The organism is Streptomyces sp. A3M-1-3 (genome assembly GCF_024213665.1).
GTDB lineage: Bacteria > Actinomycetota > Actinomycetes > Streptomycetales > Streptomycetaceae > Streptomyces.
In genome coordinates this window covers 1-23,063 of the sequence record NZ_JANAVP010000053.1, presented here as the reverse complement: position 1 = coordinate 23,063, position 23,063 = coordinate 1, and the positions used below count along the sequence as shown (strand labels likewise).

General features: G+C 70.3%; 21 protein-coding genes and 1 tRNA gene. 15 read left to right on the top strand and 7 right to left on the bottom strand.

The window, feature by feature from the left end; translation table 11 throughout:
* Positions 1 to 36 precede the first annotated feature (36 nt).
* Positions 37 to 939, bottom strand: coding sequence for a hypothetical protein (locus NLX86_RS33375; protein WP_254375577.1), 903 nt, complete (start codon positions 937 to 939; stop codon positions 37 to 39).
* A 1,154-nt stretch (positions 940 to 2,093) separates the two neighbouring features.
* Here NLX86_RS33375 and NLX86_RS33370 point away from each other — a divergent pair.
* The gene (locus NLX86_RS33370; protein WP_254375576.1) at positions 2,094 to 2,447 is read left to right on the top strand and encodes a hypothetical protein; all 354 of its coding nucleotides are present in this window, start codon (positions 2,094 to 2,096) and stop codon (positions 2,445 to 2,447) included.
* 135 nt (positions 2,448 to 2,582) lie between these two features.
* Here the strand turns inward: NLX86_RS33370 and NLX86_RS33365 are convergent, their stop codons facing one another.
* The gene (locus tag NLX86_RS33365; protein ID WP_254375575.1) at positions 2,583 to 3,443 is read right to left on the bottom strand and encodes a DivIVA domain-containing protein; all 861 of its coding nucleotides are present in this window, start codon (positions 3,441 to 3,443) and stop codon (positions 2,583 to 2,585) included.
* Positions 3,444 to 3,553: 110 nt separating this feature from the next.
* Here NLX86_RS33365 and NLX86_RS33360 point away from each other — a divergent pair, with 110 nt between their 5' ends.
* A complete protein-coding gene (locus NLX86_RS33360; RefSeq protein WP_254375574.1) occupies positions 3,554 to 3,982 on the top strand; it encodes a pyridoxamine 5'-phosphate oxidase family protein in 429 nt (142 codons plus the stop codon).
* A gap of 18 nt (positions 3,983 to 4,000) precedes the next feature.
* On the opposite strand, the gene NLX86_RS33355 is transcribed toward NLX86_RS33360, so the two are convergent.
* On the bottom strand, positions 4,001 to 6,895 hold the full coding sequence (locus tag NLX86_RS33355) for an SUKH-4 family immunity protein (RefSeq protein ID WP_254375578.1): 2,895 nt from the start codon (positions 6,893 to 6,895) through the stop codon (positions 4,001 to 4,003).
* Positions 6,896 to 6,900: 5 nt separating this feature from the next.
* Positions 6,901 to 7,878 (bottom strand): SMI1/KNR4 family protein, encoded by a 978-nt coding sequence (locus NLX86_RS33350; RefSeq protein WP_254375573.1) that lies wholly within the window; start codon positions 7,876 to 7,878, stop codon positions 6,901 to 6,903.
* Positions 7,879 to 8,117: 239 nt separating this feature from the next.
* On the opposite strand from NLX86_RS33350, the gene NLX86_RS33345 reads away from it, so the two are divergent.
* Together NLX86_RS33345 and NLX86_RS33340 are read left to right on the top strand one after the other, a co-directional pair.
* Positions 8,118 to 8,753 carry a YwqJ-related putative deaminase gene (locus tag NLX86_RS33345; protein WP_254375572.1) on the top strand — a complete coding sequence of 212 codons (636 nt, stop codon included), beginning with the start codon at positions 8,118 to 8,120 and terminating at the stop codon, positions 8,751 to 8,753.
* Positions 8,754 to 8,763: 10 nt separating this feature from the next.
* Positions 8,764 to 9,270, top strand: coding sequence for an SUKH-3 domain-containing protein (locus NLX86_RS33340; RefSeq protein ID WP_254375571.1), 507 nt, complete (start codon positions 8,764 to 8,766; stop codon positions 9,268 to 9,270).
* Positions 9,271 to 9,565: 295 nt separating this feature from the next.
* Here NLX86_RS33340 and NLX86_RS33335 read toward each other — a convergent pair whose 3' ends face one another.
* Positions 9,566 to 10,867: a histidine kinase gene (locus tag NLX86_RS33335; protein WP_254375570.1), complete on the bottom strand. Its 1,302-nt coding sequence runs from the start codon at positions 10,865 to 10,867 to the stop codon at positions 9,566 to 9,568.
* 155 nt (positions 10,868 to 11,022) lie between these two features.
* Here NLX86_RS33335 and NLX86_RS33330 point away from each other — a divergent pair, with 155 nt between their 5' ends.
* From NLX86_RS33330 to NLX86_RS33300, 7 genes are all read left to right on the top strand, one after another.
* A complete protein-coding gene (locus tag NLX86_RS33330; RefSeq protein WP_254375569.1) occupies positions 11,023 to 11,880 on the top strand; it encodes a hypothetical protein in 858 nt (285 codons plus the stop codon).
* A gap of 28 nt (positions 11,881 to 11,908) precedes the next feature.
* A tRNA-Gln gene (locus NLX86_RS33325) sits at positions 11,909 to 11,980 on the top strand.
* A 109-nt stretch (positions 11,981 to 12,089) separates the two neighbouring features.
* Positions 12,090 to 13,535 carry a bifunctional UDP-N-acetylglucosamine diphosphorylase/glucosamine-1-phosphate N-acetyltransferase GlmU gene (glmU, locus tag NLX86_RS33320; RefSeq protein WP_254375568.1) on the top strand — a complete coding sequence of 482 codons (1,446 nt, stop codon included), beginning with the start codon at positions 12,090 to 12,092 and terminating at the stop codon, positions 13,533 to 13,535.
* Positions 13,536 to 13,668: 133 nt separating this feature from the next.
* Positions 13,669 to 14,646, top strand: a complete 978-nt coding sequence (locus tag NLX86_RS33315) for a ribose-phosphate diphosphokinase (protein ID WP_254375567.1) — start codon at positions 13,669 to 13,671, stop codon at positions 14,644 to 14,646.
* Between the two features lie 207 nt (positions 14,647 to 14,853).
* Entirely contained in the window at positions 14,854 to 15,444 is a 591-nt protein-coding gene (locus NLX86_RS33310) for a 50S ribosomal protein L25/general stress protein Ctc (RefSeq protein ID WP_254375566.1), read from the top strand.
* A gap of 103 nt (positions 15,445 to 15,547) precedes the next feature.
* The gene (gene pth / locus NLX86_RS33305; protein WP_374214017.1) at positions 15,548 to 16,138 is read left to right on the top strand and encodes an aminoacyl-tRNA hydrolase; all 591 of its coding nucleotides are present in this window, start codon (positions 15,548 to 15,550) and stop codon (positions 16,136 to 16,138) included.
* 72 nt (positions 16,139 to 16,210) lie between these two features.
* Entirely contained in the window at positions 16,211 to 16,675 is a 465-nt protein-coding gene (locus NLX86_RS33300) for a hypothetical protein (protein WP_254375564.1), read from the top strand.
* Positions 16,676 to 16,735: 60 nt separating this feature from the next.
* Here the strand turns inward: NLX86_RS33300 and gvpO are convergent, their stop codons facing one another.
* Positions 16,736 to 17,023: a gas vesicle protein GvpO gene (gene gvpO / locus NLX86_RS33295; RefSeq protein WP_374214018.1), complete on the bottom strand. Its 288-nt coding sequence runs from the start codon at positions 17,021 to 17,023 to the stop codon at positions 16,736 to 16,738.
* Between the two features lie 9 nt (positions 17,024 to 17,032).
* Between gvpO and NLX86_RS33290 the strand changes: the two genes are divergently transcribed.
* Entirely contained in the window at positions 17,033 to 17,188 is a 156-nt protein-coding gene (locus tag NLX86_RS33290) for a DUF6131 family protein (RefSeq protein WP_254375563.1), read from the top strand.
* 195 nt (positions 17,189 to 17,383) lie between these two features.
* On the opposite strand, the gene ppc is transcribed toward NLX86_RS33290, so the two are convergent.
* Positions 17,384 to 20,113: a phosphoenolpyruvate carboxylase gene (gene ppc, locus NLX86_RS33285; RefSeq protein ID WP_254375562.1), complete on the bottom strand. Its 2,730-nt coding sequence runs from the start codon at positions 20,111 to 20,113 to the stop codon at positions 17,384 to 17,386.
* A 243-nt stretch (positions 20,114 to 20,356) separates the two neighbouring features.
* Here ppc and NLX86_RS33280 point away from each other — a divergent pair, with 243 nt between their 5' ends.
* The 3 genes from NLX86_RS33280 to NLX86_RS33270 all read left to right on the top strand — a co-directional run bounded on the left by NLX86_RS33280 (position 20,357) and on the right by NLX86_RS33270 (position 22,968).
* The gene (locus NLX86_RS33280) at positions 20,357 to 21,340 is read left to right on the top strand and encodes a fatty acid desaturase (RefSeq protein WP_254375561.1); all 984 of its coding nucleotides are present in this window, start codon (positions 20,357 to 20,359) and stop codon (positions 21,338 to 21,340) included.
* Positions 21,337 to 22,029 carry a TetR/AcrR family transcriptional regulator gene (locus NLX86_RS33275; protein ID WP_254375560.1) on the top strand — a complete coding sequence of 231 codons (693 nt, stop codon included), beginning with the start codon at positions 21,337 to 21,339 and terminating at the stop codon, positions 22,027 to 22,029. Before NLX86_RS33280 ends, NLX86_RS33275 begins: the two co-directional genes overlap by 4 nt.
* Positions 22,030 to 22,152: 123 nt before the next feature.
* Positions 22,153 to 22,968 carry a nucleotidyltransferase domain-containing protein gene (locus NLX86_RS33270; RefSeq protein WP_254375559.1) on the top strand — a complete coding sequence of 272 codons (816 nt, stop codon included), beginning with the start codon at positions 22,153 to 22,155 and terminating at the stop codon, positions 22,966 to 22,968.
* Positions 22,969 to 23,063 lie beyond the last annotated feature (95 nt).

Below are 23,063 nucleotides of genomic sequence, written 5' to 3'. Positions count from 1 at the left end.
AACGGACGAAACCACACCAACCTGGCGAGGAACCTACTAGGAGATATGGGGCAATACGTCTACGCCAAACGCCCTCTCAGCACCGCGCAACAGCTCCAGGTCGGGCTTGACACCCACCGTGTCCGCGGTGACCGCGACCGGCATGACCGCGGTGGCATCACCGTCGCCCGGCTGAGTCTGCGGAGCATCCTCCTGTGCAGCATCGCCATCGCCCGACGGGCTCCCCGGGGCATCCTCCGTCACGAACATCGCCCGCACACCCGGCGAGGCCGTGTCAGTGTCGGCGCCGGCGGAGTCCCACATCACCGCCGCAGGGCCCTTGAAGACGGCGTTGGCGTCCTCGTCCAGCGCACGCAGGCCCCCGCCGGCACCCGGCACGATCTCAAGGCCGGTACCCGACGCGGACAGCTGGATGTTCTCCAGCTTCGGATTCTCGGCCGCCTGCGCGGTCTTGACGACCAGCACTTCGCGATATCCCTCAGTGGTTGCCGTCAGCTGAAGGTCCACACCGGCAAGGACTTCGGGGTAGGTGGCGGTCGCGCCATCCAGCACCGGCTCCGGCAACTGGCCGGGCCAGCCCAGCTCGACCGCCTTGTCCCCCACAGCCAGACGGACCATCTCCTGTCCATCACCACCACCGGCGAACGACAGGTCGGCCACCACGGCCTTCGGCTCGATACGACCGTCCGCGCGCTTGACCAGGGTGGCGTCCGGCTCAACCCAGCCGCCGCTGTCGGACTTCACCCGCTGCGGAGTTGTGGACTGCGTCAGCGTGAACGTGCCATCGGGATTCGCCAAGGTCTGCGCATACTCAGTCCGCTCGGCAACCACCTCAACCGGCTCGCCCGAAGCGGCAGCACGCTCCAACTCGCTTTGCTGCACTTCCCCCGGACGCGAAACGGCCGCGTTCGCGACCGTCGGCAACGCCCCGGCAGCCAAAGCCCCCACGAGAACGGCCCCACCCACTCTGCGGCGCACACGACGCCACACCCCACCATTCACAAGCCCGCCCCCGGTCCTACATGGTCCTTACACAATTCCGCCAAATATCAACCTTCGACAACGGCCAGTCAACGGTGACCAACGTCACACAGGCGGCACGAATGCGCAGATGACGCACTATGTCGACACGCCTGCAGGCGAACTGTCGAACAGTCAAACTGCTTAGCAGCAGGCAATATTGACCCGCGCGGTCACTCAGGCCGAGCAACCAGGCAGAGCCCGCAACCGGTACGAGCGACCCTTCCTCAATCACCGCTACCGCCTGGATAGTCACGCACGAAGACTGCATGGAAGGCGAAATGAGGCGGGCTCATTCGCAGCTGAAGTTGTTCCCTCATCGGGATTTACGGTGCACGAATTTCGCCTCCCAGGCGCTCAGCCGTCGCGGCGGCTCCGGCAGCCGTATATGGATCGCTCAGCACACCTCGAAGAACAACGCCACGACGATGAGTGAGGCCGTGGACGCAAGAAGCCCTACTCAGTCTGGATCGCCCATGTCACGCCTCGCTGGTAGCCGGGTGCGGCGAGTTCCTGACCGTGTTCATACAGCGGCCGGCCGCCAAGGACCTCGGTCGCTCACCATGAGCCCCTGCGGTCCCGACTGTCTATCCCGCAGACGGGGTGTCGGAGGCCCGCCCGACCTTCGCCGGAACCGGGCAGACCCTGCGGGTGAAGCTCGCCCGGATCGACGGTGTCTGGCAGGCCGGCCACCCATTACGGAACTATTACGTACGATGAGGTCCGTTTGACTTAAATCTGGCTACATGCCTAGGTTGAGTACAGATTGAACGAAATATCCGCCTTCCTGGCATGCCGTGAAGGCGGAACAATCTCAAGATCCCGGCCGACGACCAGCAGTGTTGTCGGTTGTCCGAGGGACAGATGCCCCGCTACGGGGTTGCTTCACTCAGCAGCCCAGGCGGGCCCGATGCCGCGCATTCAGCGTGTGAGTCGGCGGTGGCCACTCTTGCCGCTCAAAGCCGATGTACCGGGCCCTTTCGCGAACGCATCGTGCATATCTCCGGTACTGGTGCGTACCGCGGCCGTGCAGGGCCATCGGCCCCGCCCACGCCCCCGGGAAGGGAAGCACCATGCGGGTCAAGACATCCAGGATTATCCAGCTGCTCGCAGGCCTGTTCGCAGCTCTGGCTCTCGCCTTCGGCGGAGCCGGCATCGCAAATGCCACCACCAGCGAGTCCCACTCGGCTTCGTACGGGTACTGCGACTACTGGGACCATGACGACGACTGCGATGACGACGACCGCGACGGCCGTGGCGGCAACGGTCACCACAACTACGGTCACGACGACGACCACGACAACGGCCGCGGTGGCAATGGCGACCACGACAACCGCCGTGGCGGCAATGGCGACCACGACAACGGCCGTGGCGGCAATGGCGACCGCGACAACGGTGGCCGCGGCGGCAATGGCGACCGGCACTGACGCCTGAGAGTCTGACGGCGAATCATCACGGCAACGCCAGATGGTCTCCTCCAGCAGTCCCGCGTCGCGACAGCGGCGCGGGACCAACCAGACGCGGGACTATCCACACGGGACTATCCACAAGCGGCAGGGGCACTAACCCTCCGCCGCCGCGCGGCCCGTCAGGGCTGCCAGGCTGGAGTTGATGTTGTCCATGTGGGCCCGCATCTCCTCCTGCGCCTCCTCATGCTCCCGCAGCACCCGCTCCGCGTCCCGCTCCAGCCGCTCCGCCCGCGCCTGCGCCTGGGCGACCAGCTCCGCGCCCCTCGCCTCAGCGTCCTCCTGGCCGTGCCGGGCGGTCTCCTCCGTTCGCGCGAAGGCCTGTTGCGCCTCCAGCAGCCGGCATTCCGCGTACGCCTCCAGTTCCACCTGGTGCGCGTCCAACTCCGCCTCGCGCTCGGCGTATTCGCGCTGCGCCGCGTCCAGCCGCCCGGCCTGCTCCTTCTCCAGGCCGGCCAGTACGTCCTCCGCCTCCCGCCGCATGGTCTTCAGCGCCGCCAGGGCCGTACCGCGCCACTCCTTCACATCCGTCCGCGCGGCGATCCGCGTCTCGTCGGCCGCGCGCTGCGCGCCCAGCAGCACCTGCTGGGCGTACGCCTCCGCGTCCGCGCGCACCGACTCCGCCCACTCCCGCGCGGCGGAAGCCGCCTCGCGCCCGGCCGCCTCCGCCGCGTCGCGCATCGCGTTCGCGTCGTCGAGCGCGGCGGCGCGTACCGCGGCCGCCTCCTCCTGGGCGAGGGCGAGGAGGCGGTGGGCCCGCTCGCCGAGGTCGTCGTACGTCTGCGGGGCGAGCGTCGTGACGACCTCACCCAACCGGACCCCCTCGGCCTCCATCTGCTTGGCGAGTACGGTCAGCCGCGCCGCACGCTCCCAGGCGTCGTCGCGGCTGCCGGAGAGGCGGTCGAGATAGCGGTCGACCTGTTCCGGCCGGTAGCCGCGGCCCCGTACAGCGGCCATCCCATGAGGTGACACCGGTGAACTCATGTCGCACATCTTGATGGAACGGAGCGAAACAGTCATAACGCGACACTCCGCCCATTCGTTACGGGCCCGTGGTAGGGAGGCGCATGAAGCGTGACGAGCTGGTCCGGTTCCTGCGCGGGTACAGGCTCGCCGTCCAGGCGTCCGTCGCGCCCGACGGAGCACCCCAGGCGGCGGTCGTCGGGTTCGCGGTCAGCGACGAGCTCCAGATCGTCTTCGATACGGTCGAGACGACGCGCAAGTACCGAAACCTGCGCGCCGACCCCCGCATCGCGCTCGTGATCGGCTGGGACGACGAAATCACGGTGCAGATCGAGGGCGTCGCGGACTTCCCCGACGACCCCGAACTCGAACGCCTTCGCGCGTGCTACTTCGCCGCGTATCTGGACGGCCGGGACCGGCTCGCCCGGCCCGGCATCACCCACGTGCGGGTGCGGCCGGCCTGGGTGCGCCACAGCGACTTCACCCAGGACCCGCCGCTCATCGTCGAGCTCCCCGCCGAGCGGCTTGCCTGAACCGCCGGGACGCCGGCGTCAGAGCAGGCCGTCCCACATCTGCTCCAGCAGGACCGACCACCAGCTCTCCGGCGAAGCCAGCGCCGCCGGGTCGAGAGCGGCCAGCTGCGCCTGGAAGTCGACGGTCCAGCGGCCCGCCTGTTCCGGCGTCAGGTTGAGCCGCAGCCGCCACATCCGGCCGAGCAGCGCCAGACAGCGGACGAACTCGGGCAGCCCGGCGTTCACGAACTGCGGCGCCACCGGCCGGCCGCCGGGGCCCGCTTCCACCGGTACGGCCACGATGTTCGCCGTGCCGTACTGGACGCAGATCGCGCGGCCGAAGTCGCTGCCCATGACGAGGTACGAACCGGCGTCGGAGGCGGGCTGCACCTGCCGCTGCGCGGCCAGTTCGGCCAGCGTCGGCACCGGCTGACCCGGCACCGCCTGCGCCCAGAAGAACGGACCGAAGTCCACCGGCAGACCCGCCCAGACCAGCGTCTGCGCCACGATCTCCGGTACGCCCTGCCGCGACACCGCCCGCTGGTCGAAGCGGAAGACGCCCTGCGGACCGAACGCGCCCATCAGCTCGTGCGCGACCCCCTCCGGCGGGATCGGCGGCGCCGGCTGCAACGGCGGCAGCGGCGCCCGTACCGGCGCGGGCCGGGCCGGGCCGTCCGCGACCTGGTGCAACTCGCCCTGGTGGGTGATCAGATGCTGCATGCCCTGCTGCCGGCTGGCGTGGTCCCTGCCGTACGGAGCCACGCTCGTGATCCGCACCTGCGGCCAGGTCTCCCGGATCATCCGGGCACAGTAACCACCGGGCAGCTCACAGGACTCCAGCTCCGTGTGCAGCTCAAGCACCTGCTGCGGCGGCACGTTCATGGCGCGCAGCTCGTGCAGCATCTGCCACTCGGGGTGCGGGGTGCCCGGCGCCGAGCGGCGGATGAGCTGCTGCTCGCTGCCGTCCTGCGCGCGGTAGCGCAGTACGGCCTGGTAGCCGGGGCCGACGGTGGGCAGGCCGGCGGGAGGCTGCTGCGGATACCCGTACGCGGGGGCGGGTGCGGATGCGGGTCCGGGCGGTCCGGGCGGGGCCATGGGTCCGGGACCGGCGAGCATCGTCGCCGCATGGTCCAGCCCACCACCGTGCGGACCAGGCGGACCGGGCGGCTGCGGCGCACCCGGGCCGCCGGGGCCCATGGCGCCGGGACCGGCAAGCACCGTCGCAGCGTGGTGCGCGCCACCGCCGGGAGTACCGAGCGGGCCGGGCGGAGTCGGCGGACCGGGGGGACCGGGGGGCTGCGGAGCACCCGGGCCCATCTGGCTCGCCAGCATCGTCGCCGCATGCTGCACGCCACCGCCGGGAGGACCGGGCGGACCGGGAGGCTGCGGAGCGGCGGGCGCACCGGGGCCGCCGGGGCCGCCGGGGCCGAGCTGCGAAACCATCTGGGTCGGTACGTACCCGCCTGCCGGAACACCGGGCGTGCCCGGCCCCGAGGGCGGCGGAGTCGCGCCCGGCCGCGGACCCGGAGTACCGGGAGCGCCGGGCGGCGGCGGGGTCGTCGGCCCGCTGCCGCGCGACGCACGCGGCGGCATGACCGCCTTGCTGGTCGCGGCGTCGGCGATGTCCTGCGCGCCCGGACCGGCCGGCGGCTGCGGGACAGCGCGGCCGGCCGGCGGGGCCTGCGGATAGCCGTACTGCGGAGCACCGCCCGGCTGGGACGCGTTCGGGCCCAGCGCGGGCGGGGGCGCGGCCGGTGCGCCGTGCGGATAGCCGTACTGCGGAGCACCGCCCGGCTGGGACGCGTTCGGGCCCAGCGCGGGCGCTAGAGCGGTCCGCGGGAGCCGGCTGCCACCGGACATCAGCGCGGTCTTGGCCTCCGGCGCCACACCGGGCGGCGGAGGCGGAGTGTCGTCGTCGTCCGAACCGGACAGCGGCGGCGCGAACACCGTCGCGGGCAGCGGTACCGACCCGTCGTCGGAGGCGGCATTGGTGTCGGTCCCGGCCCACGGAGTAGCCCCCGCGGGCGTCGCGGGCGTACCCGGCGACGCGGGCACGCCGTCCGACGCCGTGGGCTCGTACGCCCCGGCGCTGCCACCGGCGCTCGGCCACGCACTCGCGCCCGCCGGAGCCGAAGCAGCAGCCGCGGCCGCGGCCGCACCCGAAGCACCCGGTGCGGCCGGCGCACCCGACGGGCCCTGCGGATGGCCGTACGGCGGAGCCCCGCCCGGCGGGGCCACGTTCGGGGCCGGCGAAGGCCCAGGCGAGGGCGCACCCGAGGGCGCCGCAGCAGCCGGCCCGCGCCCGTGCCCCGGTGCCGAAGCCGGGCCCGGACCCTGACCAGGTGTCGAAGCCCCCGGAGCCGACCCGAGTCCCGGAGCCGCAGCGGCCGGAACCGGACCCGGCGCTGACCCCGGAACAGCACCCGAGCCCGGAGTGGGACCGGCAGCCGAACCGGGCGTCGGCACCGAACCCGACGCCGGACCAGACGGCGCTGACGCGCCCGACGCCCGGCCCACCGGCCCCGAACCGCCCGCCGCAGGCGAACGGCGGTCCGGGATGCCCAGCTTGTCCGCCGCGTCCTGGAGCCACTCCGGCGGGCTCAACAGGAACGACGTCTGCTCCAGATCGATCCGCTGCGCCGGCGGCGGAGCATCGGACGGCGTCGCATCGGCAACCGCCCCGTACTCCTCCTCGTACCGGCGGATCACCTCACCCACCGCCAGCCCCGGCCACAACGTGGCCTCGCCGCTGTCACGGGCGATGACCAGCCGCTGCGAACCGCCGCCACCGGACGGGCCGTTCTCCCGGTCCTCCGCCCACACCACGAAGCCGAGTTCGAACTCCCGCACCCGCACCTCGCGGTGCTGGTACGCGGGCACATCCCCGTTGACCCACTCTTCCGCGCGCTCCTGCGCCTGCGCGAAGGTCACCATCGCGCTCACCCCTCCACCGGGACGGCCTGCGCGAAGCCGCCGTCCACCATCAGGTTGGCCACGGTCTCCAGCTCCGGCGGATTGCCCGCCAGCCGCTGCAGGAAGACGTCGAAGTCGTCCCCGCACGGCAGCAGCAGCCGTTCCACCCGCTCCTCGGTACTCCAGCCGTCACGGTCACGCGCGTCGTCGTACGCGCAGAACCACACCGACCCGACCGACGACCCCTTCACCTTCACCGCGAGGATGCCGCCCTGAGCGAAGGCGACGCCCAGGTAGTCCTTGGTCATGTGGTCCCGCAGACACTTGTTGACGTACACGAGGTCGTTGACCGCCGCCACGTCCCGCACCGTGAAGAACGGCTGGTCGACCAGCAGCCCCAGCTCCGCGTCCAGCGCCGCGCCGACCGGCGCGCAGCCGCCCGCCGCCTTGAGGAAGGACCGGTACGCACCGGGCAGCCGGTAGCCGAGGTCCTCCTCCACGCCCAGAACCTGCTGCTCGGTGACCGAGACCGCGTTCTTCGGCAGACCGACGTGCACCGGCCGCGTCTCCTGCAACGGACGCGTGCCGCGCTTGGCGTGGTCGACGGGGGCCGTCGACAGTCCGCCGTGGTGCCGAAGCAGCGCCTTCACCTCGACCGGCACCAGCTCCATACGGCGACTTCCGGCCACGTGGTGCCAGGTCCAGCCGTGCGGGGTCGCCACCGCGGGAATGGTGTCCCACAGCTCGTGACCCTGCGCATGCAGCGCGGCGTTGGCCGACACGTAGTCGGTCAGCCTCAGCTCGTCCACGCCGAAGCCCTCCGGGGGCTCGGCGATCTCCGCGGCGGCGCGCGCGTACGGCGAGAAGTCCGGATAGCCGTTCTCATCCACGCGCACACCGTGGGGGTGGCGGGAAGCCCGGACCGGGTCCGGGAAGTGCACGACCTGCCCGGCGTAGGCCGTGTTCGGTGGCGCGGCTTGCTGCCCGAGCCGACCTGTCGTCATGGCGGTTGCCCCCTGCTGGATCTGGCTGGTTCAGCACAGCCTATGCGGTACGGCAAGAGCGGGAACCGCCCGTCCGCTCCGGTCACCAACTGTCACAACCCTGTGACGGCGGACGGCAAAACTGACACGACTCAGTGACCCAGCTTCCGCACCACACAGCACATTTGGCAGTCTGGTCCCGCAACGCGGGGGCGTGCACTTCCGCGGCTACCGCCGCGGGCACGGGAGGGAAGCACCACATGTACACAGCGCAAACAGGCACAGAGGGAACGTCCGGTGCAACCGGCACATCCAGCACGCCCGGTACGCCCGGTACGCCCGGCGAATCCGGTGCAACCGGTGCAACCGGTGCGTCCGGTGCGTCCAGTACGCCCGGTACATCAGGTGATCCGCGGCTGAGTTGGAGCAGCACCGGAGAAACCCGCCCGCCCGTGCTCCGCCACCGCCGCGGCATCCTTCCCGCCGTCGGCGCAGCACTCTCCGTACGCGGAGAGACCCTCACCTGCACCGCGGGCAAGGGCGACCAGCCGCCCGTACTGCACGCCCTCGTCCAGGACTTCCTCGACACCCTCACCAGCGGCCAGCGCGAACGCTTCACCGGGCGATGTCCCGAAGCCATCCTGCTTTCCCGCCACTTGACCGCCGTCGAAGCCGGCCGCAGCAGACGCGCGGCGCGAAAGCCCCTGACGCACGGCGAAGCCCGCCGCGCACTCAAGCACTCCAAACTCACCGCACGCCGCATCCGCGAGGACGGCGACCCCCTGCACGGCAGTTACGCTCCGCCGTGCCGTTCCTGCGACGCGCTCCTCGCCCACTTCGGCGTACGCCCCGTCGACCCCACCGCTGCCGCCGCCGACACCGCCGAGAAGGGCTGAGCCCGCACCGATGCCCGCCCCCACTTCGTACGACCGCACCTCCGCCACCCGCTTCCCCGTCGCCGTCGACGCCGCGCTGCGCGCCGCCGGGTGGCAGCCCGGACGCTGGGACATCAAGCAGGCCGAATACTGGGCCGACACCCTGCGCGACCACGTCTCGCCCGCCGGCCACCGGCACACCGTCTTCCCCGCCGCCGTCGAGGCGTGGGCCGAGTTCGGCGCACTGCGCGTCGCGGGGCCCGGCCCCGGCCGGCAGATAGCGCCCGCGCCACTGCGCGTCGACCCGCTCACCGGGCTGCATCTCGCGCGCACCTTCGCCGACCTCGGACGGGCCCTCGGCACCGAGATCTGCCCCCTCGGCGACGAGGCCGACGGCCGGGCGCATCTGGCGATCGACATCGAGGGCCGGGTCTACAGCCTCGACCACGCCGGCGACTGGTACCTGGGCGCGAACATCGACCAGGCCCTGGCCACACTGGTAACGGGCACCCAACCAACCCGCCTCACCAGCACCTGACCCACCGGCCACGGGGCCGGTGCCTCGGGCCGGCGGCGGAGGGTCGGCGCGCCGCGGGCGAGTGGGGGCGGTGCCTCGGGCCGACGCACCGGGACCGCCGCGAACCGCCCGCGAGGCCGGCGGGGGCCGCTGCCTCACCCCAACTCCTCGGGCCGCCACGGCCCGCGCCTCAGGCCGCCACCCCGACCGCCGACCGCCGCCACGCACCGGCCGCCCGCGAGGCCGACGGGGCAGGCCGGTGGCTCGCCCGAACGCCTCGGCCCGCCACGAACCGGCCGGGCGAGGCCGGCCCCGGCTACCGGGCGCCGTGCGGCAGCACCGCCGACACCCGGAAACCGCCCGCTTCCGTCGCGCCGGATACGAACACCCCGCCCAGGCCCAGCACCCGCTCCCGCATCCCCACCAGACCGTTGCCGCCGCTCGGCAGCCCCGCGTCCGCCACCCCCGCGTCCGACGGGCCGTTCTCCACCTGCATGGCGACCTCCTCGCCCCGGTGCGCCAGCCGCACCCACACCTTCGCGCCCGGCGCGTGCTTGTGGACGTTGGTCAGCGCCTCCTGCACCACCCGGTAGGCCGTCTGCTCCACCTCGGGCGCGTACGCGCCCGACTCCCCGTCCACCAACAGCTCGACAACCATCCCGGCCGCCCGCGACTGCCCCACCAGCGCCTCCAGATCCTCCAACTGCGGCCCCTCCTCGCTCGCGGCCGCAGCCGCGGCGGCCGCCGCCCCGATCGCCGCCAACGGCACCGCGGCCGCGGCCGGCTTCACCGAATCCCCCGTCCGCAGCACCCCGAGCATCTCGCGCAGCTCCGTCAGCGCCTGCCGGCCCATGTCCCCCACCAGCGCGGCGTTCTTCACGGCCTTCGCCGGATCCTTCGCCGCCACCGCCTGCAACGCCGCCGCGTGCACCACCATCAGGCTCACCCGGTGCGCCACCACGTCATGCATCTCCCGCGCGATCCGCGTCCGCTCCTCGGTACGCGCCCACTCGGCCCGCTCCTCCGCCCGGTCCGCCAGCAGCGACAGCTCCCGCTCCAGACTGTCCGCCCGCTCCTGCAAGCTCTCCATCAGCCGCCGCCGCGCCCCTATGTAGAGCCCGAGCAGCACCGGCGGCGCGGTCACGCCCAGCGACATGAACACGGACACGACCGGTACGAACCACATGCCCGGCTCGAAATCCCCCCGCGACAGGTCCTGCTCGGTCCGCACCGCCGTGACGATCAGCGTCCCCACCAGCGCCATCCCGGCCAGCACCCCGGTGATCCGGCGCGGCACCTCGGACGCGGCGAGCGTGTAGAGGCCGACGATCGCCATCAGGAAGCCCATCTCGGCGGGCGTGATCGCGATCGCGACGAGCACCACGGCGATCGGCCACCGCCGCCGCAGCACCAGAGTGGCCCCCGCCACCAGCCCGAAGACAACCCCGACCGGCACCGGCAGCCCCGTACTCCCGGAGAACCGCACACCCTCCAGCGCACACTCGGCCGCGGAGACAACCCCCAGTCCCACGTCCAACACGGCACTACGCCGCCGCCCCCACCACCAGGGCCCCGCCCTGCCCGTCGCGTCGTCCTGATGTGCCCCCGTTGTGGTCATGTCTTCCAGCCTACGGGCGGGCGCGACCCATTTTCCGGAGACCGCAACAGCACGGAACGCGTTCGAACGGGAACGAAACAAGCGTTGATCGCACGAAATGCTGAATCGACCAGGCATTCGACCCGGACGTCCGCATTCCGGACGACGCTGTCCACATGACAGACATCCGCAGCAAGTACGCCGACTTCGAAGCCCTACGGGAACAGGCCGTCGCCCTGCGCCGGGAGGGCCTCAGTCGCCGCCAGATCCGCGACCGGCTGTACGTCGACAACAACGACATCCTCAACCGTCTACTGGAAGGCGAGCCCCCACCGGAGTGGACGAAGCGCCCCAACGCGAAGGACGACCTGCGGGCGAGGGCACGCGAGCTGCGGACGCAAGGGCGCACGTACGACGAGATCCAGGTCGAGCTGGGCTGCTCGAAGAGCTCGATCTCGCTGTGGGTCCGGGACCTCCCGAAGCCGGAGCGGCGACGCACTCGCGAGGATGCCTCGGCGATCGCGAAGCGCGGCTGGGAGGTCACGCTTCAGCGTCGCGACTTGGAGCGACAACGAACCAAGAAAGCGGCCGCAGCCGAGATTGGCGCGATGACCCAGCGCGAACTGTTCCTGCTCGGCATCGGCCTCTACTGGTCGGAAGGGACCAAGGACAAGCCCTACGCCCGCCGCGAGAACGTGACATTCGTGAACAGCGACCCCGGAATGATCACAACATTCCTCGCCTGGCTCGATCTCCTCGGGGTCGAGCGAGAGCATGTGCGCTACTGCGTCATGATCCACGAGACCGCTCACGTGGCCGCTGCGGAAGGCTACTGGGCAGAACTCGTTGGCGCGGACCTCAACGCCTTCAACAAGACCACGATCAAGAAACACAACCCGAAAACCGTGCGCAAGAACACTGGGGACACGTATCGAGGTTGCCTCGTGATCAAAGTCCGACAGAGCGCAGACCTCTACCGTCGCATCGAGGGATGGTGGTGCGGCATAGTGGAGGCCGCACTCTCAGCCGGGTAGTCAATTGTCCGGTTCGCGGTGTTTGCTATCCCCTGTGGTGTAATCGGCAACACGGGTCACTTTGGATGATTTGTTCCAGGTTCGAGTCCTGGCAGGGGAGCATCAAGTTCGGGTCCTGACCTCACCGGTTCAGGACCCGCCCTCGTTTCACCCCTGAAACGCCCCGGTATCCTGCGGGTGTCCACCACTCGAAGCCGAAGGGCATTCCCGTGAGCGCCAACCGCCCGGCAGCCGTCGTCGTCCTCGCAGCGGGTGAGGGCACCCGCATGAAGTCGGCCACTCCCAAGGTTCTGCACGAGATCTGCGGGCGCTCGCTCGTCGGACATGTCGTCGCCGCCTCCCGTGAGCTGAACCCCGAACACCTGGTCGTCGTCGTCGGCCACGCCCGTGAGCAGGTCGCCGCTCACCTGGGCGAGATCGACGCGGGCGTGCGTACCGCTGTGCAGTACGAGCAGAACGGCACCGGTCACGCCGTCCGGATGGCGCTCGAGGAGCTGGGCGGCAGCGTCGACGGCACCGTGGTCGTCGTCTGCGGCGACACCCCGCTGCTGACCGGCGCCACCCTCGCGCAGCTCGCGGACACCCATGCCGCCGACGGCAACGCGGTGACCGTGCTGACCGCGGAGGTGCCGGACTCCACGGGGTACGGCCGGATCGTGCGGGATGCCGGCGGCGCGGTCACCGCGATCGTGGAGCACAAGGACGCGAGCGACTCGCAGCGCGCGATCCGGGAGATCAACTCGGGTGTGTTCGCGTTCGACGGGCAGCTGCTGGCGGACGCGCTGGGCAAGGTCCGTACGGACAACAGCCAGGGCGAGGAGTACCTGACGGACGTCCTCGGCATTCTGCGCGAGGCCGGGCACCGGGTGGGTGCGTGCGTGGGCGGTGATCACCGCGAGATCCTGGGGATCAACAACCGGGTGCAGCTGGCGGAGGCCCGCGGGCTGCTGAACGCGCGGCTGCTGGAGCGCGCGATGCTGGCGGGTGTGACCGTCGTGGACCCGGTGTCGACGCTGGTCGACGTGACCGTGACGTTCGAGCAGGACGCGGTGGTCCACCCGGGCACGCAGCTGCTGGGTGCCACGCATGTGGCGACGGGTGCGGAGGTCGGTCCGAACACCCGGCTGAAGGACACGACGGTCCATGCGGGCGCGCGGGTGGACAACACGGTGGCGGAGGGGGCGGAGATCGGGGAGTCGGCGAGCGTCGGCCCGTTCGCGTATCTGCGTCCCGGTACGAAGCTGGGTACGAAGTCCAAGGCCGGTACGTATGTGGAGATGAAGAACGCCGTGATCGGTGAGGGCACGAAGGTGCCGCATCTGTCGTACGTCGGGGACGCGACGATCGGCGAGTACACGAACATCGGCGCGGCGAGCGTCTTCGTGAACTACGACGGTGAGCACAAGCACCACACGACGGTGGGCTCGCACTGCAAGACGGGGTCGGACAACATGTTTGTGGCTCCGGTCACGATCGGGGACGGTGCGTACACGGCGGCGGGCTCGGTCATCACCAAGGATGTGCCGGCGGGCGCGCTTGCCGTAGCCCGTGGCCAGCAGCGGAATATCGAGGGCTGGGTGGCCCGGAAGCGTCCGGGGAGCGCGGCCGCGCAGGCGGCTCAGGTGGCTGCGGAGGAGGTCAGCGGCGAAAGCTGACCGGAAACGGCTGCGTCGTTCTCGGCGTACCGTGATACGTGCACGCAATTCGGCTGGCTCGCAGCACCGATGTACGGGACGTACATGCGCATGCGGGCGCAGCGGCAATCAACACGTCTGAGGAGACAGTGCTGTGACCGGGATCAAGACGACCGGCGAGAAGAAGCTGATGCTCTTCTCCGGCCGCGCCCACCCCGAGCTGGCCGAGGAGGTCGCGCACCAGTTGGGTGTCGGCCTCGTGCCGACCAAGGCTTTCGACTTCGCCAACGGCGAGATCTATGTCCGCTTCCAGGAGTCGGCCCGCGGTGCGGACTGCTTCCTGATGCAGAGCCACACGGCTCCCATCAATAAGTGGATCATGGAGCAGCTGATCATGGTTGATGCGCTGAAGCGGGCCTCGGCCCGGAGCATCACCGTGATCATTCCGTCGTACGGGTACGCCCGCCAGGACAAGAAGCACCGCGGCCGCGAGCCGATCTCGGCCCGGCTGATCGCGGACCTGCTGAAGTGCTCGGGCGCGGACCGCATCCTCACGGTCGACCTGCACACCGACCAGATCCAGGGCTTCTTCGACGGCCCGGTGGACCACCTCTCCGCGCTGCCGGTGCTCGCCGACTACGTGGGTGCCAAGGTCGACCGCGCCAAGTTGACGATCGTGTCCCCGGACGCCGGCCGGGTCCGCGTCGCCGACCGCTGGTGCGACCGGCTGGACGCGCCGCTGGCGATCGTGCACAAGCGCCGCGACAAGGACGTCGCCAACCAGGTGACGGTCCACGAGGTCGTCGGTGAGGTCAAGGGCCGCGTCTGTGTCCTGGTCGACGACATGATCGACACGGGTGGCACGATCTGCGCCGCGGCGGACGCGCTGTTCGCCAACGGTGCGGAGGACGTCATCGTGACGGCGACGCACGGCATCCTGTCCGGTCCGGCGGCGGACCGTCTGAAGAACTCCAAGGTGAGCGAGTTCGTGTTCACGAACACGCTGCCCGACCCGGGTGACCTGGAGCTCGACAAGATCACGGTGCTGTCGATGGCGCCGACGATCGCGCGTGCGGTGCGCGAGGTCTTCGAGGACGGTTCGGTGACGAGCCTCTTCGAGGAGCAGGCGTAAGCACGGGCTTGGACACAGGCGTAACCACCTGCCTCATAGATCCATTTGGGCGGCCTCCCGCCGCCGGGTAGACTCAGCGAGTTGCTCGGCGAGGGAGGCCGCACTCATGTGTGGCTGTCCGTTATCGACGCGCTCTTCGTAGCAGGTCCGTTGTGGGCCGGGTGACAGCCGTCCGTTTCTGTCGTCTACGACTACGAGGAGAGCAGCATGCCCGAGGTCAAGCTCAACGCCGAGGTCCGCACCGAGTTCGGCAAGGGCGCCGCCCGCCGTACCCGCCGTGCCGGCCAGGTTCCCGCCGTCATCTACGGCCACGGTGCCGAGCCGGTTCACGTCTCCCTTCCGGGCCACGAGCTGTGGATGGCGCTCAAGACCGCCAACGTTCTCCTGAGCCTGGACATCGATGGCCGCAACGAGCTCGTCATCCCCAAGGCTGTCCAGCGTGACGCCATCAAGCGCACCCTGACCCACGTCGACCTGCTCGCCGTCAAGCGTGGCGAGAAGGTCACCGTCGAGGTCGAGGTCAAGACCGAGGGCGAGCTGGCTCCGGGCAGCTTCCTGGTCGAGAACGTGCTGAACACCATCACGGTCGAGGCCGAGGCCACGCACATCCCCGAGTCGGTCACCGTCTCCATCCAGGGCCTCGAGGCCGGTGCTTCGATCCACGCCAAGGACATCGCCCTCCCGAACGGCACCACGCTGGCCATCGACGAGGACGCGGTTGTCATCCAGATCCTGGCTGCGCAGGCCGAGGAGCCGGCCGGCGAGGCCGAGGTTGAGACCGAGGGCGCCGAGGCCTGAGCCTCGCCCCTTCCTGTCTGTTGTCAGGCGACCGCCGCCCCGCTCCACCGGAGCGGGGCGGCGGTCGGTCTTTGGGCGGTTGGTCTATGAAGGAGACATGCAGATGACGGACGACGCGAGCCCGTGGCTGGTGGTGGGCCTCGGCAATCCCGGCCCGGAGTACGCCGCGAACCGGCACAACGTGGGCTTCATGGTTGCCGACCTCCTCGCGGAGCGGACCGGCGGGAAGTTCAAGGCGCACAAGGCGCGTGCGCAGGTCGTCGAGGGCCGGATGGGCCCGCCCGGCCCGGCGAACCGGCGGGTGGTGCTGGCCAAGCCCATGTCGTACATGAACCTGTCCGGTGGTCCGGTCACCGCGCTGCGGGACTTCTACAAGGTGCCGGTCGACCGGATCGTGGCGATCCATGACGAGCTGGACATCGATTACGGCACGCTGCGCCTGAAGCTGGGTGGCGGCGACAACGGCCACAACGGTCTGAAGTCGATGACCAAGTCGATGGGCCCGGACTATCACCGGGTGCGGTTCGGGATCGGGCGTCCGCCGGGCCGGATGCCGGTGGCGGACTTCGTACTGAAGGACTTCTCGTCGGCGGAGCGCAAGGAGCTGGGCTACTTCGTGGACCGGGCGGCGGATGCGGTGGAGTGTATGATCTTGGACGGTCTGGAGCGCGCGCAGGGGACATACAACTCGTAACCCCTGCAATTCGGCCACCTGCCATGGCCAGAGGTTGACCGAGCGCGGTCGGATGGCGAAGGATCCCGGCCCATGACCAACCGGAGCCGCTTCGTCCAGCTCGGCCGCCGGACGGCGATGGGCGCCGTCACTCTGCTGATTCTCGTCGCCGGCGTGTGGGCGTCCTGGGGCGACGCGCAGCATGTCCTGCTCGCCAAGGGCCGTGAGCACGGCACGATCGCGGTGACCGCGTGCGGCGCGGAGACATGTACGGGCCCGTACACGCCCGCCGACCGTGCCTCCCCGCGGCCCCGGGTGACCATCGAGAAGTCGGTGACCGCGAAGAAGGGCCAGACGCTCCAGGTCGTGGTGAAGCCCGGCACGGACGAGGTCGTGCGCACCGGACCGGCGGGCGCCCTGCACGCCTGGGTCCCGCTCGGCGGCGCACTCCTGCTGGCCTCGCTGGTGATCGCGGGCGGCCTGCGCATGCCCCGCACAGCCTTGGCGACAGCCCTGTCGGGAACAGCCCTGCTGACGGCCACGTTCCTGGCCCTCTGACCCGGCTCGGCGGGCGTCGGCCGAGGAGTGACGCAGGAACGCCGGTCCGTTCGAAGTGGATCAGCTGCGTGGCAGGAGGGTTCCGAGCGGTCCGAGGTCACTCGTGGTGTCCGGAATCCGGGCCACTTCGAGGACGTCTACGACGACGCACCATCCGTCCTCGGTGCGCTGTACGGCCGACACGCCCTCTACGGGGTGGCCGATCAGTCCCTCCAGTCGCTGCGAGGCATCACGTGCCGCGTGCTGCGGCCCCTGAGCCGAAGGGGCGCGCCGGTGAGGCTCGGAAACAGTTGCCCCGAGGACAGTCGGGGGAGCAGAGTGAGAGGAAGAGCATTCCTGTCGGGACAGGAGGACGCCGTGATCGTCCTGGGAGTCATTCTGCTCATCATCGGGCTCCTGGCCAGTATCTCCATCCTGTGGACCATAGGAATCGTCTTGATCGTGATCGGGGCGATCTTGTGGATCCTGGGATCTGTCGGACGCCAGGTCGGCGGACGACGCCACTACTGGTAGACGCCACTACTGGTCAGCATCTGATTTGACCGACTCGGCCACGGCTGAGGGAGTCAGTGCTTGAAGATGTCCCTCATCTCGTCCTTCGCCTGCAGCGCAGCGCCCTTGGACTGCTCCGCCCGACCCTTGACATGACTGCGGTCCCGCGCCATCGGCGCGGGACCGCAGTCATGAACCGGCGAACCGGACCGGAGGTCAGCCCGTGTTACGGAGGCCCGCCGCCACGCCGTTGACCGTGAGCAGCAGGGCCCGCGCCAGCAGCGGGTCCGCGGGCTCGCCGCGCTCCGCCGCCGCCCGCTGGCGGGCCAGCAGCGAGACCTGGAGGTAGGAGATCGGGTCCAGGTACGCGTCACGGATCGCGAAGGTCTGCTGGAGCACCGGGTTGGAGTCGAGCAGCCGCGCGCCGCCGGTGATCCGCAGAACCTCCTGCACGGTGAGCGCGTGCTCCGCCTCGATGGTGGCGAAGACGTGCTTCAGCTCGTCCGGCACCAGCGTGTCGACGTAGTGCCGGGCGATGCGCAGGTCCGTCTTGGCGAGCGTCATTTCCACGTTGGAGAGGAAGTTCCGGAAGAAGTGCCACTTCTCGTGCATCTCGTCCAGGACCGTGTCCAGGCCCGCCTCGCGCAGCGCCCGCAGCCCGGACCCGACTCCGTACCAGCCGGGCACGATCTGCCGCGACTGCGTCCAGCCGAAGACCCACGGGATGGCCCGCAGGCCGTCCAGTCCGGCGCCCGAGTCCGGGCGGCGCGAGGGGCGCGAGCCCAGGTGCAGGTCGGCGAGCTGGTCGACCGGGGTGGAGGCGAAGAAGTACGCGGGCAGGTCCGGGTCCTCGACCAGGCGCCGGTACGCGGAGTGCGCGGCATCGGACACGGTGTCCATTGCCGCGTCCCAGCGGGCCAGCGACTCGTCGGACTGGCGCGGCGAGGTGTGCAGCGCGGAGGCCTGGAGGGTGGCGGCGACGGTCAGTTCCAGGTTCTCCCGGGCCAGCGAGGGGACCAGGTACTTGTCGGAGATGACCTCGCCCTGCTCGGTCACCTTGATCTCGCCCTCCAGCGTGCCCCACGGCTGCGCGAGGATCGCGTCGTGCGAGGGGCCGCCGCCGCGGCCGACCGTGCCGCCGCGGCCGTGGAAGAGCCGCAGACGTACGCCGTACCGGTGGGCGACGTCGCGCAGTCGGCGCTGTGCCCGGTGGATCTCCCACTGGCTGGTCGTGATGCCGCCGAACTTCGAGGAGTCCGAGTAGCCGAGCATGACCTCCTGGACGTCGCCGCGCAGCGAGACGAGCCGGCGGTAGGAGGGGTCGGCGAGCATCTCGTCGAGGATGACGTCGGCGGCGCGCAGTTCGTCGGTGGTCTCCAGCAGCGGCACGATGCCGATCTTCGCCCAGCCGCCGTGCAGGTCGATCAGCCCGGCCTCGCGGGCCAGTACGGCCGCCGCGAAGACGTCGTCCGCGCCCTGGCACATCGAGATGATGTACGACTCGATGACCTCGGGGCCGAACCGCTCGAAGGCTTCCTTGACGGTGTGGAACACGCCGAGGGTCTTCTCGCCGGCCGCGTCCAGCGGGGCGGGCGTCGGGGCCAGCGGGCGGCGGGACCTGAGTTCCTTGGCGAGGAGCTTGCGCCGGTAGTCCCGCGGCATGTCCGCGTACCGCCAGGACTCCTCGCCCAGCCGGTCGAAGAGCTGGCCGAGCGCGTGGTGGTGCGCGTCGGCGTGCTCCCGTACGTCCATCGTCGCGAGCTGCAGCCCGAAGGCGGCGAGCGTGCGGATCGTACGGTCCATGTGGCCGTCGGCGAAGAGCCCGCCGCGGTGTTCGCGCAGTGAGGTCTGGATCAGGGTGAGGTCGGCGAGCAGCTCGCCCGTGCCGAGGTAGTCGCGGCCGTCCTCGTGTTGGGTGCCTCTGGCGAGCCGTTCGCGGGTGTTGACGAGCTTCTGCCGGACGCAGGTGGCCTTGAGCCGGTAGGGCTCCTCGGCGTTGAGGCGCTTGTAGCGGGGGCTGATCTCGGGCAGCCGCTCCAGGTCGCTCTGGAGGGAGGTGAGCAGCTCCTCGGTGGCGCCGGTGTAGCGGATGGAGTTCGACAGCAGCCCGCGCAGGAAGTCGACGAGCTCCAGCGCGTCGGTGATGCCGTGCTCGTGCTGGAGGATCAGCACCTCGCGGGTGACCGCGGGGGTGACGTTGGGGTTGCCGTCGCGGTCGCCGCCGATCCAGGTGCCGAAGGTCAGCGGCCGGGTGCCGGGCGGCAGCTGTACGCCGACCCGTTCGAGTTCGGCGGCGAGGTCCTCCAGGACATCGCCCACGGCACCGGCGTGCAGCTCATCCAGGTAGTAGATGGCGTTGCGGGCCTCGTCGGCGGGCTCGGGCCGGACGACCCGCAGCTCGTCGGTCTGCCAGACCAGGTCGATGTTCTCGGCGAGCCGCAGGTCGTGGCGGCGCCGGTCGGCTTCCAGGACCGGGGTCTCCAGCAGTGCGGCGATGCGGCGCAGCTTGTTGAGGACGCTGCGGCGGGCCGCCTCCGTCGGGTGCGCGGTGAAGACGGGCCGTACGTTGAGGTTCTTCACGGTCTGGCGCAGGTGCTCGGGGTCGGCGTCCTTGAGCCGCTCGGCCGTCCGGGCGAGCAGCCCGCCCTCGGCGGCGCGGTGGGCGCGCAGCTCGCGGCCCCGGTGCACCTGCTCGGTGACGTTCGCCAGGTGGAAGTACGTGGAGAAGGCGCGCACCAGCTTGGCGGCGGTCTCCAGATCGGTGTCGCCGAGCAGCTCGGCCGCGGCCTTGCCATCCGTACGGGTGAGGGCGCGGACGCGCTCGACGAGCTCGAGGAGTTCCTCGCCCTCCTGCCGGACGAGGGTCTCGCCCAGCAGGTCGCCCAGTCGGCGGATGTCGGCGCGCAGTTCCGCGCCGGCGGTGTGGGTCTGGTCGGCACTGCTCACAGGTGCGGCTCCTTGCAGTGTTTGAACGCTACTGGAAGGGGGACCCGAGGGTTCCCCGGTTGAACACAGAGCGGACCGCGCTGTCCGACGTCACCCCAGGATAGGTTCAGTTTTCACCGCGCCGCCCACCGGCCCCTCTTGCCGGAGGTGTGCGTGCTGCCATACTTACGATGGCGTAGGTTACGCATCCGTAGCCGCGTCCGTATCCATACATCTGCCGCATTCACCCCCAGGGGACGCCCCATGACCACAAGCCCCGATGTGATCGATGACGCCCCGAAGGGGAGCGACGGCCGGCCGCTGCCACCTGCCACGCTGGGCGGCGAGAAGAAGCGCACGGTCGAGCAGCTCGCTCTGCTGCTCTTCATCACCGTGCCGTTCCTGGCCCTGCTGGCGGCCGTGCCGCTCGCGTGGGGCTGGGGGGTCAGCTGGCTGGACCTCGGCCTGATGGTCTTCATGTACTACCTGGCCTGCCATGGCGTCACGATCGGCTTCCACCGCTACTTCACCCACGGCTCCTTCAAGGCGAAGCGCCCGCTGCGGATCGCGCTGGCCGTCGCCGGCTCGATGGCGGTCGAGGGGCCGCTGGTGCGCTGGGTCGCCGACCACCGCAAGCACCACAAGTTCTCCGACGCGGAAGGGGACCCGCACTCCCCCTGGCGGTTCGGCGAAACGGTCCCGGCCCTGATGAAGGGCCTGTGGTGGGCCCACATCGGCTGGCTGTTCGACGAGGAGCAGACCTCGCAGGAGAAGTACGCACCCGACCTGATCAAGGACCCGGCGATCCGCCGGATCTCGCGCGACTTCATCTACTGGACGATCTTGTCCCTGGCCATCCCGCCGCTCGTGGGCGGTCTGGTCACCATGTCGTGGTGGGGCGCCTTCACGGCCTTCTTCTGGGGCTCTCTCGTACGAGTGGCCCTGCTGCACCACGTCACGTGGTCGATCAACTCCATCTGCCACGCGGTCGGCAAGCGCCCCTTCAAGTCCCGGGACCGGTCCGGCAACGTGTGGTGGCTGGCCGTCTTCTCCTGCGGCGAGTCCTGGCACAACCTGCACCACGCCGACCCGACCTCGGCCCGGCACGGGGTGATGAGGGGCCAGGTCGACTCCAGTGCCCGGCTGATCCGCTGGTTCGAGCAGGCTGGCTGGGCGTACGACGTGCGCTGGCCGTCCGCGGAGCGAATCGACGCCCGGCGCAAGGAGAAGGCCGCGGAAGCGGCATGATTGACAACGTGGCGATCGACGGCAGTACACACAGCAGCGACAAGGGCCGGCCCCCGACCGGGAGCCGGCGGTCCCGCCGGGTCCGGATGACCGGCAAGGAGCGCCGCGAACAACTGCTGGACATCGGCCGCACGCTCTTCGCCGAGAAGGGCTACGAGGGCACGTCGGTGGAGGAGATCGCGGCCAAGGCGGGGGTCTCCAAGCCGGTGGTCTACGAGCACTTCGGCGGCAAGGAGGGGCTGTACGCGGTGGTCGTGGACCGCGAGATGCGCCAGCTCCTCGACATGGTGACCAGCTCCCTTACCGCGGGCCACCCGCGCGAGCTGTGCGAGCAGGCGGCTTTCGCGCTGCTCGACTACATCGAGGAGTACACGGACGGATTCCGCATCCTGGTCCGCGATTCGCCGGTGGCCCAGTCGACGGGCACGTTCGCGTCCCTGATCAGCGATATCGCGACGCAGGTCGAGGACATCCTGGGCCTGGAGTTCAAGGCCCGCGGCTTCGACCCGAAGCTGGCGCCGCTGTACGCGCAGGCGCTGGTCGGCATGGTGGCGCTGACCGGCCAGTGGTGGGTGGACACCCGCAAGCCGAAGAAGGCGGAGGTCGCGGCTCACCTGGTGAACCTGGCCTGGCACGGCCTGGGCAACCTGGAGGCCAAGCCGCGCCTCATAGGCCACCGCAAGAGCTGACCCCCGGCCCGGCCGGGAGCGTGCGAGAGGGGCCGCCCAGTGCGCTGGGCGGCCCCCTCGCACGTTCTGTGCGCGACGGTATTCCCGTCGCGGGGCCCGGTCTGATTCGACAGACTCTGCAGCGTGGACCAAGTAGTCGAGGTCGCGAACAGGCTGACCGAGGTCAGTGGCATCGTCGGAGTGTGCCTGGGCGGCAGTCGGGCGCGGGGGACTCATCGCCCTGACTCCGACTTCGACCTCGACCTCTACTACCGGCCGCCGCTGGACACCGCTGCCCTGCGCCGGCTCGCAGCCGAGGTAACCGGCGGCCCGGTCGAGGTGACCGAGCCGGGCGGCTGGGGTCCCTGGGTCGACGGCGGCGGATGGCTGACCGTGGACGGAGTCCACATCGACTGGATCTACCGCGATCTGGACCGGGTGCACCGGATCTGGCAGGAATGCCAGGCGGGACGCTTCGAAGTGGGCATCCAAGCCGGCCATCCGCTGGGGGTGTACTCGCACGCCTATGTCGGCGAGGTGGCCCTCGGTCGCATCCTCGCGGACCCGCACGGTGAGCTGGCCGCCCTGCAGGAGCAGACCCGCTCCTACCCGCAGCCGCTGCGCGAGACGCTGGTCGCCAGTGCTCGTTGGGAGGTGCCGTTCACCTTGTCCATCGCCCGGAAGGGTGTCATCCGCGGCGATGCCTTCTACATCGCCGGCTGCCTGTTCCGCGCGGTGGGACTCCTCGTTCAGGCGCTGCATGCCGAGGCCAGGTGCTGGGTCCTCAACGAGAAGGGAGCCGTGCAGGCGGCAGGAGCACTCCCAAGTGCCCCCGCGGACTTCTCCGCACGCGCACACGCCCTGTTCGGGACAGTCGACACCGACCCGATCACGCTTACCGCGGTGCTTGATGACGCAGACCGGCTGGCTGCCGACGTGCTGGACAATCTGACGCTCTGACGGTGTCGCTTCTCACCAACCGTTCCTAATCAGTGATCAGGAGTGGGTCTTGGACCCACGTCCCGGCACTGCGCGCATCCCGAACGGTTTTGGAT

What these genes read in the sequence shown, in the direction of transcription:
- NLX86_RS33370 (WP_254375576.1), top strand. Translation starts at nt 2,094, where the DNA reads ATGCGGGTCAAGACATCCAGGATTATCCAGCTGCTCGCAGGCCTGTTC.
- NLX86_RS33365 (WP_254375575.1), bottom strand. Translation starts at nt 3,443, where the DNA reads ATGGCCGCTGTACGGGGCCGCGGCTACCGGCCGGAACAGGTCGACCGC.
- NLX86_RS33360 (WP_254375574.1), top strand. Translation starts at nt 3,554, where the DNA reads ATGAAGCGTGACGAGCTGGTCCGGTTCCTGCGCGGGTACAGGCTCGCC.
- NLX86_RS33355 (WP_254375578.1), bottom strand. Translation starts at nt 6,895, where the DNA reads ATGGTGACCTTCGCGCAGGCGCAGGAGCGCGCGGAAGAGTGGGTCAAC.
- NLX86_RS33350 (WP_254375573.1), bottom strand. Translation starts at nt 7,878, where the DNA reads ATGACGACAGGTCGGCTCGGGCAGCAAGCCGCGCCACCGAACACGGCC.
- NLX86_RS33345 (WP_254375572.1), top strand. Translation starts at nt 8,118, where the DNA reads ATGTACACAGCGCAAACAGGCACAGAGGGAACGTCCGGTGCAACCGGC.
- NLX86_RS33340 (WP_254375571.1), top strand. Translation starts at nt 8,764, where the DNA reads ATGCCCGCCCCCACTTCGTACGACCGCACCTCCGCCACCCGCTTCCCC.
- NLX86_RS33335 (WP_254375570.1), bottom strand. Translation starts at nt 10,867, where the DNA reads ATGACCACAACGGGGGCACATCAGGACGACGCGACGGGCAGGGCGGGG.
- NLX86_RS33330 (WP_254375569.1), top strand. Translation starts at nt 11,023, where the DNA reads ATGACAGACATCCGCAGCAAGTACGCCGACTTCGAAGCCCTACGGGAA.
- NLX86_RS33310 (WP_254375566.1), top strand. Translation starts at nt 14,854, where the DNA reads ATGCCCGAGGTCAAGCTCAACGCCGAGGTCCGCACCGAGTTCGGCAAG.
- pth (WP_374214017.1), top strand. Translation starts at nt 15,548, where the DNA reads ATGACGGACGACGCGAGCCCGTGGCTGGTGGTGGGCCTCGGCAATCCC.
- NLX86_RS33300 (WP_254375564.1), top strand. Translation starts at nt 16,211, where the DNA reads ATGACCAACCGGAGCCGCTTCGTCCAGCTCGGCCGCCGGACGGCGATG.
- NLX86_RS33280 (WP_254375561.1), top strand. Translation starts at nt 20,357, where the DNA reads ATGACCACAAGCCCCGATGTGATCGATGACGCCCCGAAGGGGAGCGAC.
- NLX86_RS33275 (WP_254375560.1), top strand. Translation starts at nt 21,337, where the DNA reads ATGATTGACAACGTGGCGATCGACGGCAGTACACACAGCAGCGACAAG.